Raw genomic sequence first — 15046 nt, 5'->3', positions numbered from 1 at the left:
GCAGGCTGCTCGTCGGTCGGGTCAGATCAACGCGCCCTTGCCGGTCATCATCCAGTAGAACAACCACCACACCACCACGATCACGACCGTGGCCACGGTGAACCCGACCACCACGAGGACCCGCTGACGACTCTTGCGGCGGGTCGTCGGCACCAGGGCAGGACCCCACTCCCCGAGCCGCGGGCGCACCCGATCAGGGACGTCGCCGTGCAGGTCGGGGTCGGAGAAGATGCGTCGCGCCACCCCTTCAGCTTATGGCGCTCCGCCAGCTCATTCGTGGTGGCGGTTCATTGGCGTATGCGGGTGGTGCCGTGGTTGGTGACGATGAAGTGTTGCCCACGAGGCGTGTGCCAGTGCCACTCACCGGGTCGAGGCTGACTCAGCCGGTACCCGCCGTGGGTTCTTGCCCGGTGCGCGGTCCGGCCGAGCGGGCCCAGGTTCGCCGGTGAGGTAGGCCCGCCGCGCCCCCACGGGACGGTGTGGTCCATATCGGCCCGACGCGCGGTAATCGTGCCGTACGGGACGACCTCGACCGGCTGAGCCAGTGTCAACTGTTCGCGCATCCGCTCGGGCACCTCGTACGCATCCACCGGAACACTGTGGGCGTGGTCGATCACCCGGGTCAGCCGCACTCTGCTGTGGGTGAGCAGCCCGGCGAGAGCGGTCCGGCCGAGCGGGCCGTGGCCCTCCACCCGGGCCAGGTCGGCGTCCGGAGTCGTGTGCACATACAGATGCACCACCGGCGTCTGATCAGGACGGCCGCCACGGGCGAGGATCCCCAGGGCGCGGGCGCGGCGAGTGTCCACATCATCACCGTCCCCAGCCCGAGCGAGCTGGGCCGCCATCACCGCCAGAGTCCGGTCGAGCTGGACCGCATCGGCGGCATCCAGCACACCGAACACGTCACAAGCCCCGCCCGTCCCCGGACGGGGATAGACACCCAGCCGACGCCGATGACGAGCCTGTTCCTCCCGGTCTGCCGTGGCGGGGTCAGCAGCGGCGATCTCCCCCTCCAGCAGGCGTTGAGCCCGGGCCCAGGACAGCCCAGGCACCACCTCACCGATCCGATCATCGATCCAGATCGTCACTCGCGACGGCAGCCGGTGACACCGGCGAGCGACCTGCACCGCCCGCCACACCGGAATGTGACCGTGGACCATCTGATTCCACAACCGAGGATGACGCCACTTCAGATCCAACGCGTCGGAGATCACCAACCGGGCCCGGTCCGGCGCCAATCCCAACGCCCCACCGACCTCCAGATGCAGGAACTCCGGCACCACCGGGGTCCCCTCCCCACCCAACGCCACCACCTGTTCCCGGTCGACCGGCCCGGCCGCCTCGACCAGATCCGCAATCAAGGCGAGTTTGCGGATCTCCCCGAACCGGATCAACGCCTCCACCTCGGCCAACTGGCCGACATGATCCGCGGGATCCTCCGGCAGACCGTACCCGGCGGTCACCGCCACCGGATCCCCCTCACCATCGGCGAGGACGACCATGACCCCGTCACGGACCAGGTCCGCACCGTCAGCGACAGGCAACGCCACCGGCGGACGGCACAACCCCAGCCAATCCGCCAGACCCGGCAACGCCGGCACACACTCCTCATCCATGACCCCCACGCTAAAGCAAGGGTCAGACAATTCCTCGGACACACGTACGATTACTTATTCGTGGACTCCGGCCAGCCTCCCGACCGCAACGCTCCGCCGCCGCCCTATTCGGCGGGGTGCGTCACCCCGTCCGGCCCCTCGTCCAGGAACCGCTGGAAGTCCTCAGCCGCGATGATCGGCCGCCCGAGCGTACGAGCCTTCTCCGCCTTCGAGCCCGCGCCCTCACCGACCACCACGAAGTCGGTCTTCTTCGACACCGACCCGGCGGCCTTCGCGCCCCGGGCGACGATGGCTTCCTGCGCGCCGTCGCGGCTGTAACCGGGCATCGTGCCGGTCACCACGACGGTCAACCCGGCCAGGGTCTGCGCCATCTCCGGCTCGGCGGCGGCCACGGGGGCACCGTACGTCCCCAACACGCAGCCGGCGGCCTGCCACTTGCGGATGATGTCGGCCCGCCAATCGGTGGCGAACCAGTCCCGGATCGCCGCCGCGATCGACGGACCGACGCCCTCGACGGCCGCCAGGTCCTCCTCGCTGGCGTCGCGCAGCGCCTCCACGGTCGGGAAGGCGGCGGCGATGTCCGGCGCGTTCCCCTTGGCGACGTGCCGGATCGACAGCGCCACCAGGTACTTCGCCCAGGGCCGGGTCTTCGCCGCCTCGAGATTCGCCAGCAGCTTCTCACCGTTGGCCGACAACACCCGGGCACCGGCCCCGGCGGCCCGTTCCTTGGCCCTGCTGGCACGGGTGAAGAACGCCGTGCCGGCCAGATCCTCGGCGGTCAGATCGAACAGGTCCCCCTCGTCGGTGAGCAGCCCGGCGGCCAGCAGGGCGTCGGCGCCCTGCCAGCCCAGCACCTCGATGTCCAGCGCGTCGCGGGAGGCCAGGTGGAACAGCCGCTCGCGCAGCTGGGCCGGGCAGGACCGCTGGTTGGGACAGCGGATGTCGGCGTCGCCGTCCTTCTCGTACGCCAGTGCGGTGCCACACTCGGGACAGTGCGTCGGCATCACGAACGCCCGTTCGGTGCCGTCGCGCAGCTCGACGACCGGTCCGAGCACCTCGGGGATCACGTCGCCGGCCTTGCGCAGCACCACGGTGTCGCCGATCAGCACGCCCTTGCGGACCACCTCGGTGGCGTTGTGCAGGGTCGCCTGCGCCACGGTCGAACCCGCGACCAGCACCGGCTCCATCACCGCGTACGGAGTGACCCGCCCGGTCCGCCCGACGTTGACCCGGATGTCGAGCAACGTCGTGGTGACCTCCTCCGGCGGGTACTTGTACGCGATCGCCCACCGCGGGGCACGCGAGGTGAAGCCGAGCCGGTCCTGCAAGCCCCGCTCGTCGATCTTCACCACCGCACCGTCGATCTCGTGGACGAAGTCGTGGCGACGCGCCGCCACCTCCTCGACGAACGCCCAGATCTCCTCGGTGGTGTCGACCACCCGGGAGTACTGACTGACCGGCAGGCCGAAGTCGGCGAGCACCTCGTACGCGTGCGACTGCCGGGCCAGCTCCAGCCGGGTGCCCGGCTCGTCGGAGGTGGCGCCCCAGCCGTGGGCGGTGAAGCCGAGCCGGCGCGACGCGGTGACGTTCGGGTCCTTCTGCCGCAGCGACCCGGCCGCACTGTTGCGCGGGTTGGCGAACGGCGCCCGGCCGGCCTCGACCAGTTCCTCATTGATCCGCCGGAACTGCTCCAGCGAGAGGTAGACCTCGCCGCGGATCTCCAGCAGTGCCGGCACCGGGTGCCCGTCGCGGCTGGCCAGGGTCTGCGGGATCGCCTCGATCCGCCGGACGTTGGCCGTGACGTCCTCGCCGACCTTCCCGTCACCGCGGGTGGCGGCGCGGACCAGCGCACCGTTCTCATAGACCAGATCGACCGCCAGGCCGTCGATCTTCAGTTCGCAGACGAAGGCCCCGGCCCCGGGCCGCTCCCCCAGCCGGTCGATCGTACGGTCCACCCAGGCGAACAGCTCCTCCTGGCTGAAGACGTTGTCCAGGCTGGTCATCGGCTGCAGGTGCACCACCGGCGCGAAGGCCACCGACGGGGCCACCCCCACCTGCTGGGTCGGCGAGTCCGGGGTCCGCAACTCCGGATAGCGCTCCTCCAACGCCTCGAGCTCACGCAGCAACGCGTCGAATTCGCCGTCCGAGATGGTCGGCGCGTCCAGCACGTAGTAGCGGTGACGATGGTCGACGATCTCGCCGGCGAGGACCTCATGACGCTCCCGGGCGTCCTCGTCGGCGGTGGCTGCGGGGTCGGGGCGCTGTTCGGTCACCGCCCCAATGTAGTCAGCGGGCCAGTTCCTCGTCGACGATCGCCGCCGCCGAGCCGAGTCGGCGCAGCAGTGCGGTCGCCGGACGTACGGTCCAGCCGGCGAGCCCGCAGGCCGGGGTCAGCACCACACGATCGGCGATCACCGGCCCGAGCTCCAGCGGCCGCAGCACCCGCAGGGCCCGCCGGGCCAATGCGTCCACGGTCGGCAGCACGTCGGCGACGGCGCTGGGGGCCACCCCGAGATGCAGCACCCTGCCGACCTCCAGCAGGCCGGCGATCGCGTCCAGGTCCGCCGTGCCCAGCATGTCGACGTCCAGCCCGACGCCGCCGACCCCGGCCGCGACGAGGTCGCTGATCCCGATCGACCGGGCGCAGGAGTGCACCAGGGTGCGCGCCGGGTCGACGCCGGCCGCCACCACCTGCTCCACCAGTGGGCGGAGGTGCCCGATCACCTCCTGGCTGCCCCAGGCCGGCAGTCGGCGCAGTCCGGACGCCGTCCGTACGGTCCCCGCCCGGATCGCCCCGAGCAGCGGTTCGTCCCACTGCAGGCCGACCTGCGCGCCGGGCACCCGTCGGGCGACCTCGCCGACCAGGCGGGCCGAGGCCTCGGCCAGCGCGTCGCGCAGATCGCGGGTGGCGCCGGAGTCGCCGAGCGCCGCGCCGCCGCGGGGCAGCTCCACGCTCCCCGCCAACGTCAGCGGTCCGGTGAGGGGGACCCGCAGTGGCCCCGCGAAGCCCTGGGCCTGCTCCTCGAGCAGGTCGAGGTCGTCACGCAACGTGGCGTACGCCCGCCGCTGCAGCAGCGAGGTCCCCTCGGTCAGCCGCCAGCCGCTCGGTTGCAGGTCCGCCCCCACCCCGTCCAGCGCCCCGAGCGCGCCGAGCGCCCGCCCGATCATGTCGCTGCCCGGGCCGCGGCCGGGGAGCTCGGGCAGATACGCCCCGTCGGGCAGCTCACCGAGGGTGAGGCGTACGGCGGCCGCGACGTCCTGCCCCGGCCACGACCCGACCCCGCTGTGCGTGACGCTCATCGTCCGTCCACCCTCAGCCCCGCCGGCCGGCGGCGTCGATGGTGGCCGCGCCGACCACCCGGTCACCGTCGTAGAGCACCACGGCCTGGCCGGGGGCGATGCCGTACGCCGCCTCGTCGAGGGTCACCACGACCCCGGTCGGCTCCGCCGACACCGTGCACGCCAACTGGTCGCCGTGGGCCCGCACCTGGGCCCGGCCAGTCCAGTCGCCGAGCCGGGCCGGACCGGCCCAGCTGGGCCGGATCGCGGTGATGGTGTCGACGGCCAGTGCCTCGTGCGGCCCGACGACGACCCGGTTGTCCACCGGGCTGATGTCGAGGACGTAGCGTGGCCGCCCGTCATCGGCAGGCATCCCCAGGTGCAGGCCGCGGCGCTGACCGACGGTGAACCGGTGCGCGCCGTGGTGGTGGCCGACGACGGTGCCGTCCTGGTCGACGATGTCCCCCTCGGCGGTGCCCAGCTCGCGGTCGAGAAAGGCGCCGGTGTCCCCGTCGGGGATGAAGCAGATGTCGTGCGAATCAGGCTTGCGGGCGACCGCCAGCCCCCGCTCGGCCGCCTCCGCCCTCACGTCGGTCTTGTACGAGTCGCCGAGCGGGAACAGCGAGTGGGCGAGTTGGGCGGCGTCCAGCACACCGAGGACGTACGACTGGTCCTTGGTCGGGTCGACCGCCCGGTGCAGCGTGGGGCCGTCCGGCCCGTCGAGCAGCCGGGCGTAGTGGCCGGTGACGACCGCGTCGAAGCCGAGGGCCAGTCCGCGGGCCAGCACGGCGGCGAACTTGATCGACTCGTTGCAGCGCAGACACGGATTGGGCGTCCGCCCGGCGCGGTACTCGGCGAGGAAGTCCTCGACCACGTCGGCCCGGAACTCCGCCGACAGGTCCCACACATAGAACGGGATCCCCAGCAGATCGGCCGCCCGGCGGGCGTCGTGCGCGTCCTCCAGCGAGCAGCATCCACGCGCACCGCTGCGGAAGGACTGCGGATTGCGGGACAGGGCCAGGTGGACGCCGGTGACGTCGTGGCCCGCATCGACCATCCGCGCCGCCGCCACCGCCGAGTCGACACCTCCCGACATCGCCGCCAGCACCTTCATCGCCGTGCTCCTCCCGTCCGGTCCCGTCGGATCCGTGATCCCACCATCAGTGCGCGTCGATGGTAGCTCCCCCACCCAGCGCCCGGCGGGCCTTGGCCAGGGCGTCGGGCAGGGCCGCCAGCAGCGCGTCCACGTCGCCCTCGCCGCTGGTCGCGCCGAAGGAGAACCGCAGGCAGGACCGGGCGGCCGCCGTGGGCATCCCCATCGCCAGCAGCACGTGGCTGGTGTCGCTCACCCCGGCGCTGCAGGCCGACCCGACCGAGGCGTCGATGCCCGCAGCATCCAGCAGCAGGAGCAGGTCGTCGGCCTCGCAGCCCTCGAAGGCGACGGTGAGGATGGCCGGGCTGGCCGCCGGCGGCAGCAGCGGCCGGACCCGGGGCAGACCGGCCAGACCGGCCAGCAGTCGGGCGCGCAGCCGGCCCCAGCGGGCGGCCCGGGCGGACAGCTCGGCAGCGGCCTCGGAGGCGGCGGCCGCGAAGCCGACCGCCAGCACCGGGGCCAGGGTGCCGGAGCGTACGCCGCGCTCCTGCCCGCCGCCGAAGACGATCGGCGCCGGCGACACGCCACGGCGGACCAGCAGCGCGCCGATCCCCACCGGCCCGCCCACCTTGTGTGCCGAGAGTGACGCCAGATCGAGACCGCTGGCGGCGAAATCGAACGGGACGTGACCGAAGGCCTGCACCGCGTCCGAGTGCGACCAGGCACCGGCCGTACGACACGCCTCGGCGAGCACGTCGACCGGCTGCGCGGCGCCGGTCTCGTTGTTCACCCCCATCAGCGAGCCGACCGCGGTGGCCCGGCCCGGCTGCCCGGCCAGGGCGGCCCGGATCGCGTCGGGATCCACCACTCCGTCGGGGCGGACCGGCAGCCGGACGACCTCCGCGCCGTCGCGCTCCAGGGCCGGCACCAGGTCATGCAGCGCATGGTGCTCGATCGCGCTGACCACCACCCGGGGACGGCCCGCCACCTCGCCGGGACCGGCCGTCCGGCGAGCGATCCAGGAGCCGTGCACGGCCAGGTTGTCGGCCTCGGTGCCGCCGGAGGTGAAGACCACCTCCGACGGGTGGGCGCCGACGGCCGCGGCGAGTTCCTCCCGGGCGTCCTCCAGCACCCGGCGGGCGGCCCGGCCGCTGGTGTGCAGGCTGGACGCATTGCCGACCAGGTCCAGCTGCGCGGCCATCGCCCGCGCGGCGCCCGGGGTGAGCGGACTGGTGGCGGCATGATCAAGGTAAACACGGCGCTCGCGACCGACCTGGCGCTCGGAATCGGCACGCCGCTGCTCGCTACGGATCCCAGGAATCACCTCTGTACGGTATCCTTGCCTGGCGTTTGTCCGGACCCGGTCCGTGGTGACCCCGAGGGGAAGGTCCCGCAGTCCGACTGTCAGGACAGACGGCGACGCAGCAGCCTACCGGGCCGACGTACGCCCCGGGACCCAGCCCCGGCGGGACGGACCCCGGCGGGCCACCGGCCCGACGGACCGCCCCCACCCGACCAGGAGGACGTCTTCCATGAGTGGCGTCACACTCACCGCCCCGATCGACTCCAGCGTGCTCGGCGCACGTCTGCTCGCCGGCGGTGCCCGTTTCAGCCTGTGGGCGCCCCGCGCCACCCGGGTCGAACTGGCGCTCGTAGCTGCCGACCGCTCCCAGCAGAACCACGACATGGACAGGAACGAGGACGGCGTGTGGACCGTCTTCGTCCCCGGCGTGGTCGCCGGCCAGCAGTACGGCTACCGGGTGCACGGCGACTGGTCACCGAAGACCGGCGAGCGGTTCAACCCGGCCAAGCTGCTGCTCGACCCGTACGCCCGGGCGATCACCGGCGGCGTCGACTACTCGGGGCCGATCCTCGACCACACCGCGGAGTCGGACTACCTACCCGATCCGATGGACTCCTTCGCCTCGGTGCCGCTCAGCGTCGTGGTGGCCGACACCCCGCCGCCCACCCCGGTCGCCCGGCGGCGGATGATGACGGAGTCGGTGATCTACGAGGCTCACGTCAAGGGCCTCACCCACCTGCATCCGGCGGTCCCCGAGCACCTGCGTGGCACGTACGGCGGCATCGCCTACCCGGCGGTGATCCAGCACCTGGTCGACATCGGCGTGACGGCGATCGAGCTGCTCCCGGTCCACCACTTCGTCTCCGAGCCGTTCATCGTCGGCCGGGGGCTGTCCAACTACTGGGGCTACAACACCCTGGGCTACTTCGCCCCGCATGCGGCGTACGCCTCGGTCGGCACCCGTGGCGAGCAGGTCGCGGAGTTCAAGGCGATGGTCAGTGCGCTGCACGAGGCCGGCATCGAGGTCATCCTCGACGTGGTCTACAACCACACCGGCGAGGGCGGGCACGAGGGCCCGACGCTGGCCTGGCGAGGCCTCGACCACGGCGCCTACTACCGGCTGACCTCCGACCTGCACAACGACTACGACGTCACCGGCTGCGGCAACTCCGTCGACACCTCCCAGCCCGGCGTGCTGCAGATGATCATGGACTCGCTGCGCTACTGGGTGACCGAGATGGGCGTCGACGGCTTCCGCTTCGACCTGGCCACCGAGCTGATCCGCAACGAGAAGCACTACGTCGCTCAGGACCACCCGTTCAAGAAGCTGGTCGCCGCCGACCCGGTGCTGCGCGACATCAAGATGATCGCCGAACCGTGGGACATGGGCCCGTACGGCTACCAGGTCGGCGCCTGGGGGCCGGGCTGGAGCGAGTGGAACGACCGCTTCCGCGGCCACACCCGCGACTTCTGGCGCAACGCGGTGCACGGGGTGCAGGAACTCGCCACCCGACTGTCCGGCTCCGGTGAACTCTTCCAGCACTCCGGACGCCGGCCGGAGGCCTCGGTCAACTTCGTCACCGCCCACGACGGCTTCACGCTGCGCGACCTGGTGACGTACGACGTCAAGCACAACAACGCCAACGGCGAGGCCAACCGGGACGGCTCCGACGACAACCGGTCGTGGAACTGCGGCGTGGAGGGCGAGACCGACGATCCGGAGATCGTCGCGCTGCGCCACCGCCAGGTGCGCAACATGATGGCGAACCTGCTGATCGCCACCGGGGTGCCGATGATCACCGCCGGCGACGAGATCGGCCGGACCCAACTGGGAAACAACAACGCCTACTGCCAGGACTCCCCCATCTCCTGGGTGCACTGGGACACCGCCGAGAGCTGGGGCGACGTGCTCGACGTGACGCGTACGTTCACCGGGCTGCGCGCCGCGCACCCGGTGTTGCGCCCGCAGGACTGGCGCAACGGCGAGTTCGTGGTGGACGCGACCGGCGCCGAGCTCGGCCGCAAGAACCTCGCCTGGTTCGACGGCGAGGACGTCGAGATGGACGACGAGGACTGGCGCGACGGCAGCCGCCGCACCCTCGGGATGTACGTCTCCGACCTCCAGGAGGGTTTCCTGGTCTGGATCCACGGCGGCGAGGAGCCGGAGGACGTGCCGCTGCCGGGTGGTCCCTGGGCGCTGGGCTACCAGGTGGTGGCCCACACCGGGCTGCCCGACGAGCTGCCCGACGGGCGGCTGCCCGCCGACACCCGGCTGCGGATCCCGGCCCGCACGGTGGTGGTCCTCCAGGTCGAACTGCCCGACCGGCCGGCGTCCGTCACGACGCCTGCAGGGGCGGCCAGCACCCCGACCGCGGCCGGTGGACCTGGCACCGACGGGCCCGCCGTGGGTGACGACAGCGCCGACGACCCGGTCGATCCCGCGCCCTCCGGCGCGGAGGCACTCGGCGTCGGGGTCTGAACCCTGGCCGGGCTCCTGACGGTCCGCCGCTCGCCGAGCCGACGAGTCGACCGACCGACCCGCTGACCTGACACGCGAAGTGGCCGGTGCCCCCTCGGGCACCGGCCACTCCTCGTCGGATCAGTCCGGATCAGTCCAGATCAGTCCGTCGACCCCTCAGTCCGTCGACCCCTCAGTCCGTCGACACCGTCGCCAGGCCCATCTCGGCGATGGTGGCCAGACCGTCCCGCTTGGGGACGACCCGACAGGTGACGCCGACCGAGCCGGCCGATTCCAGCGGGATCACCGCGGAGTAGCGCACCCCACCGTCGACCCGGTCCCCGGCGAGCGCCGGATGGATGACGATCTCGTGCAGTTCGTCGTCGTCGTCCACCATGCCCAGCACCATCTGCACCTCGACGTCGTCGGGGGTCAGTTCACCGAGGCGTACGACGGCGTTCAGGCTCAGCTCGGAGCCCAACGCGCGCGACCCGGCGTCCAGGCCCTCGACCCGGGAGACGTTGACCTGCGGCCACGCGGTGCGGATCCGCTGCTTCCACGCGGCGGTCTCGGCGGCGGCGCCGGCCTCGGTCATCTTCGCCGAGGATCGGGCGGTGGGCAGGTACATCGTCTCGGTGTACTCGCGGACCATCCGGGAGGCGAGGATCTTCGGCGTCAGGCCGGACATGATGTCGCGGATCATGGCGATCCACGCCGTCGGCAGGCCGTTGGCGTCGCGGGTGTAGAACCGCGGGACGATCTCGTTCTCGATGATGTCGTAGAGCGCCGCCGCCTCCTGGGCGTCGCGCTGGTCGGCGCTGGCGACGTTCTCCACCGAGGGGATCTCCCAGCCGAACTTCGGGTCGTACCACTCGTCCCACCAGCCGTCACGGACCGACAGGTTGGCGGCGCCGTTCATCGCGGCCTTCATCCCGGACGTGCCACAGGCCTCCTGCGGTCGCAGCGGGTTGTTGATCCACACGTCACAGCCCGGATAGAGCGGCCGGGCCAGCGACATGTCGTAGTCGGGCAGGAAGACCAGTCGCTCGCGGACGTCGGCGGCGTCGGCGAAGCGGACCATCTCCTGGATCAGGCCTTTGCCGATGTTGTCGGCCGGGTGGGCCTTGCCGGCGATGACGATCTGGATCGGCCGTTCCGGGTCGTTGAGCAGGCGCTTCAGCCGCTCCGGATCGCGCAGCATCAGTGTCAGCCGCTTGTACGACGCGGCACGCCGGGCGAAGCCGAAGGTCAGGATGTTCGGGTCCAGGGCCCGCTCGACCCACTCGGAGTTGCCGGACAGCCCGCGCGCCTTCAGTGACGCGGCGAGCCGCTCCCGGGCCATCCGGACCAGGCCACCACGCATCCGCTGCTTGAGGGACCAGATGGTGGTGTCGTCGACGCGGTCCAGGCCGGACCAGTCGTACCCGTCGATCACCGTGTCGCTGTCCGAGGTGGGGGTGGCCAGCAGCTCGAGCAGATCGGGGTGGATCCAGGTCCGGTGGTGGACGCCGTTCGTGACCGAGCCGATCGGCACCTCCGAGACGTCGAAGGACGGCCACAGCCCCTGGAACATCTGCCGGGAGACCTCACCGTGCAGCTCGGACACGCCGTTGGCGCGCTGTCCGAGCCGGAAGCCGAGCACGGCCATGTTGAACACGCCGCGGTCACCCCCGACATAGTCCTCGGTGCCGAACGCCATGATGCGGTCCAGCGGCAGCGGGCCGAAGTTGCGGAACTGGTCGGCGACCAGGTCACGCGGGAACCGGTCGATCCCGGCGGGGACCGGGGTGTGGGTGGTGAACAGCGAGCCGGCCCGGGTGCGCTCGACGGCGGTGTCGACGTCGATGCCGTCGTTCATGTACTCGCGGATCCGCTCCAGGCCGAGGAAGCCGGCGTGGCCCTCGTTCGCGTGGTAGACGGTCGGGCTCGGCTCCCCGGTGATCCGGCAGTACGCGCGCAACGCCCGGACGCCGCCGATGCCCAGCAGCACCTCCTGGGCCAGCCGATGGTCGACCCCGCCGCCGTAGAGGCGGTCGGTGACGGCCTTGGCGGCGTCCGAGTTGCCGTCGACGATCGAGTCGAGCAGCAGCAGCGGCACCCGGCCGACGTTCGCGACCCAGATCTGGGCCCGGTAGGTCTCCTGGCGCAGCGGGACCTCGACGGTCACCGGCTGGTCGTCCGCGTCGCGCAGCAGCGTGAGCGGGAGGTCGAGCGGGGCGAGCATCGGGTAGCGCTCCTGCTGCCAGCCCTGGGCGTCCAGCGACTGCCGGAAGTAGCCGTGCTGGTAGAACAGGCCGACGCCGATGATCGGGATGCCGGAGTCCGAGGCCGCCTTCAGGTGGTCACCGGCCAGGATGCCGAGACCGCCGGAGTACTGGGGCAACACCTCGGCGACGCCGAACTCGGCCGAGAAGTAGGCGATCCGCTCCGGGGCGCCCTCGTTCTCCGCGGCGAACCGCTGGTACCAACGGTCCCCGGTGAGGTAGTCCTCGAGGTCGCGCCGGGCCTGTTCGACCTTGCGGGTGAACCGAGCGTCCGCCGCGAGCGCAGTGAGGCGCCTCGCGTCGATCCGGGAGAGGAGCTTGCGCGGGTCCTGGCCGGTGGCCTCCCAGAGCGCGGGATCCATCGCTCGGAAGAGTTCCTTGGTCGGCTCGTTCCAGTACCAGCAGAGGTTCCGGGCCAGGTCCTCGAGCGGCTTCAGCGGCTCGGGAAGCACGGGATGAACGATGAAACGTCGAATAGCTCGCACGGCGCAAACCCTACCGACGCTACACCCGCGGATCGAGTCCTGTGTTGCTGACCACAACGAGGACCCGGCCGAGGGGCATCCTGACGACGACCCGATGACGTCCTGCAGGTTGTGCCTGTGCCGGCGGCCCGGTCCCCGCTAGGTTGGTCCCGTGACCCCGCAGCAGCCTTCCGACGAGTCCAGCACCCCGATCTCGCCCGCCACGGACGCCGAGGGCACCGCACCCACGGCGACCCCCAGGACCCCCGCGGCCAAGAGCTCCACGACCAAGAGCTCGGCGACCAAGAGCTCGGCAGCCAAGCGCCCGGCGGCCAAGAAGTCCGCCAAGAAGTCGGCATCCACGCGCACCGCGGCCACGGTGTCGGGCACGAAGCCCACCGCCGCCGCCAAGCGGACCGAGACCGCGAAGCCCACCGAGACGGCCGGACCCGTCCGGACGAGCGCGCCGGCCGCCGCCCACACCGCCGAGGCGTTCTCCCGGGACCTGCCCGCACCCGTCGCGCCGCGGGCCGCTGTGTCGGCCGTCGATCCCGGCACCCCGGCCGTCGGCGCCCGGATCGGCCGGATCCCGGTCACCGAGGTGTCCCCGGTGATCGCCGGCGGTGCCTACCCGGCGAAGGCCGTGGTCGGTGAGTCCTTCCCGGTCCGCGCGACGATCTGGCGCGAGGGCCACGACGCGGTCAACGCCTCGGTGATCGCGGTCGGCCCCGACGGTCAGGAGATCCGCACCGACATGGCGCCGTGGGGTACGCCGGGCCTGGACGGCTGGGAGGCATGGATCAGTCTGCCGACCGAGGGAGCCTGGCGGTTCCGGGTCGAGGGCTGGGACGACCCGTGGGCCACCTGGCTGCACAACGCGCGGATCAAACTGGCCAAGGGCATCGACGTCGAGCTGGTCTGCGCCGAGGGCCGGCTGCTGCTGGAGGGCGCCGGTCTGCGCGCCGAACAGGCCGGCCGGCGCGGCGACGCCGCCATCCTGCGCGGCACCTCGATCGCGCTGCTCGCCGAGCGTCCCGCCGACGAGCTGATCGAGCTGATCGAGAGCAGTGGCGTACGCCGCGCGATGCGCACCCATGGCCCGCGGCTGCTGGTCTCCCCCTCCCCGGAGTACCCGGTGTTCGTGGATCGCCAGCGGGCACTGTTCTCCGCCTGGTACGAGTTCTTCCCGCGATCCCAGGGTGCCTACCAGGACGCCGACGGCACTTGGCACTCCGGCACCTTCGCCGGGTCGATGGAACGGCTGGAGGACGCCGCGGCGATGGGCTTCGACGTCGTCTACCTGCCACCGATCCACCCGGTCGGCACGGCCTTCCGTAAGGGTCGCAACAACACGCTCGCCCCGGAGCCCGGTGATCCCGGATCGGTCTGGGCGGTCGGTTCGCCGGCCGGCGGTCACGACGCGATCCACCCCGACCTCGGCACTTTCGACGACTTCGACCGGTTCGTCAGCCGGGCCCACGAGCTCGGCCTCGAGGTGGCCCTCGACCTGGCGCTGCAGGCCTCGCCCGACCATCCCTGGGTCACCGAGCACCCGGAGTGGTTCACCGAACGGGTCGACGGCACCATCGCGTACGCCGAGAACCCGCCGAAGAAGTACCAGGACATCTACCCGATCAACTTCGACCGCGACCCGCAGGGGATCTACGCGGAGGTGCTGCGGATCGTCCGGCTGTGGATCTCCCACGGCGTGACGATCTTCCGGGTCGACAATCCGCACACCAAGCCGATCGACTTCTGGGCCTGGCTGCTCGCCGAGGTCCGCGCGACCAATCCCGAGGTGCTCTTCCTCGCCGAGGCGTTCACCCGCCCGGCGATGCTGCAGACGCTGGGACGGATCGGCTTCCACCAGAGCTACACCTACTTCACCTGGCGGACCGAGCGCTGGGAGATCGAGGAGTACGTCAACGAGCTGGCGTACGACACCTCCGCCTGGGTGCGGCCGAACTTCTTCGTCAACACCCCCGACATCCTGCACGCCTTCCTGCAGTACGGCGGGCAGGCGGCATTCACCATCCGGGCGGTGCTGGCCGCGACCAGCTCGCCCAGCTGGGGGATGTACTCCGGCTACGAACTCTTCGAGCACGAGGCCGTCCGGCCCGGCTCGGAGGAGTACCTGAACTCGGAGAAGTACGAGTACCGGCCGCGTGACTTCCACCAGCAGCCCAACCTGGCGACGCTGATCGGCAAGCTCAACAACGCCCGCCGGGCCCATCCGGCGCTCCAGCAGCTGCGCAACGTACGCTTCCAGAACTCGGAGAACGAGCAGGTCATCGCGTACGTCAAGACCGCCGACACCCCTCAGGGCCAGGACGCCGTCATCGTGGCGATCAACCTCGACCCGGAACACACCCAGGAGTCGACGATCCACCTCGACATGGGCATCTTCGGCCTCTCCGAGGGCGACACGCTGCGGGTCCGCGACGAGCTGACCGGCCAGGAGTACGACTGGGGTGCCCATGACTACGTCCGGCTCACTCCCCAGCAGCCGGCCCACGTGCTGGCGGTGATCTCGGCCGAGCCACGGCGCGACTGACGGCGGATAGTCCAC

General features: G+C 71.5%; 9 protein-coding genes. 2 read left to right on the top strand and 7 right to left on the bottom strand.

The window, feature by feature from the left end:
* Positions 1 to 21: 21 nt before the first annotated feature.
* From R0146_RS11990 to R0146_RS11965, 6 genes are all read right to left on the bottom strand, one after another.
* The gene (locus R0146_RS11990; RefSeq protein WP_317689978.1) at positions 22 to 243 is read right to left on the bottom strand and encodes a hypothetical protein; all 222 of its coding nucleotides are present in this window, start codon (positions 241 to 243) and stop codon (positions 22 to 24) included.
* A 44-nt stretch (positions 244 to 287) separates the two neighbouring features.
* Positions 288 to 1616, bottom strand: coding sequence for an HNH endonuclease signature motif containing protein (locus tag R0146_RS11985; protein WP_317689976.1), 1329 nt, complete (start codon positions 1614 to 1616; stop codon positions 288 to 290).
* A gap of 104 nt (positions 1617 to 1720) precedes the next feature.
* Positions 1721 to 3889, bottom strand: a complete 2169-nt coding sequence (gene ligA, locus R0146_RS11980; protein WP_317689974.1) for an NAD-dependent DNA ligase LigA — start codon at positions 3887 to 3889, stop codon at positions 1721 to 1723.
* Positions 3890 to 3902: 13 nt separating this feature from the next.
* Positions 3903 to 4916 (bottom strand): uroporphyrinogen decarboxylase/cobalamine-independent methonine synthase family protein, encoded by a 1014-nt coding sequence (locus tag R0146_RS11975; RefSeq protein ID WP_317689972.1) that lies wholly within the window; start codon positions 4914 to 4916, stop codon positions 3903 to 3905.
* Positions 4917 to 4929: 13 nt separating this feature from the next.
* Positions 4930 to 6009 (bottom strand): tRNA 2-thiouridine(34) synthase MnmA, encoded by a 1080-nt coding sequence (gene mnmA / locus R0146_RS11970; protein ID WP_317689970.1) that lies wholly within the window; start codon positions 6007 to 6009, stop codon positions 4930 to 4932.
* A gap of 46 nt (positions 6010 to 6055) precedes the next feature.
* Positions 6056 to 7189 carry a cysteine desulfurase family protein gene (locus R0146_RS11965; RefSeq protein ID WP_411567149.1) on the bottom strand — a complete coding sequence of 378 codons (1134 nt, stop codon included), beginning with the start codon at positions 7187 to 7189 and terminating at the stop codon, positions 6056 to 6058.
* Positions 7190 to 7520: 331 nt separating this feature from the next.
* Here R0146_RS11965 and glgX point away from each other — a divergent pair, with 331 nt between their 5' ends.
* On the top strand, positions 7521 to 9770 hold the full coding sequence (gene glgX, locus R0146_RS11960) for a glycogen debranching protein GlgX (RefSeq protein WP_317689967.1): 2250 nt from the start codon (positions 7521 to 7523) through the stop codon (positions 9768 to 9770).
* 172 nt (positions 9771 to 9942) lie between these two features.
* Here the strand turns inward: glgX and glgP are convergent, their stop codons facing one another.
* Positions 9943 to 12465, bottom strand: a complete 2523-nt coding sequence (gene glgP, locus R0146_RS11955) for an alpha-glucan family phosphorylase (protein ID WP_317689964.1) — start codon at positions 12463 to 12465, stop codon at positions 9943 to 9945.
* 184 nt (positions 12466 to 12649) lie between these two features.
* Between glgP and R0146_RS11950 the strand changes: the two genes are divergently transcribed.
* Positions 12650 to 15031: a maltotransferase domain-containing protein gene (locus R0146_RS11950; RefSeq protein ID WP_411567148.1), complete on the top strand. Its 2382-nt coding sequence runs from the start codon at positions 12650 to 12652 to the stop codon at positions 15029 to 15031.
* The last annotated feature ends 15 nt before the right edge of the window (positions 15032 to 15046 follow it).

Origin of the sequence: Raineyella sp. LH-20 (assembly GCF_033110965.1) — a bacterium.
GTDB lineage: Bacteria > Actinomycetota > Actinomycetes > Propionibacteriales > Propionibacteriaceae > Raineyella.
This window is presented reverse-complemented; position numbering and strand designations above follow the sequence as displayed.

What these genes read in the sequence shown, in the direction of transcription:
- glgX (WP_317689967.1), top strand. Translation starts at nt 7,521, where the DNA reads ATGAGTGGCGTCACACTCACCGCCCCGATCGACTCCAGCGTGCTCGGC.
- mnmA (WP_317689970.1), bottom strand. Translation starts at nt 6,009, where the DNA reads ATGAAGGTGCTGGCGGCGATGTCGGGAGGTGTCGACTCGGCGGTGGCG.
- R0146_RS11965 (WP_411567149.1), bottom strand. Translation starts at nt 7,189, where the DNA reads ATGGCCGCGCAGCTGGACCTGGTCGGCAATGCGTCCAGCCTGCACACC.
- R0146_RS11975 (WP_317689972.1), bottom strand. Translation starts at nt 4,916, where the DNA reads ATGAGCGTCACGCACAGCGGGGTCGGGTCGTGGCCGGGGCAGGACGTC.
- R0146_RS11985 (WP_317689976.1), bottom strand. Translation starts at nt 1,616, where the DNA reads ATGGATGAGGAGTGTGTGCCGGCGTTGCCGGGTCTGGCGGATTGGCTG.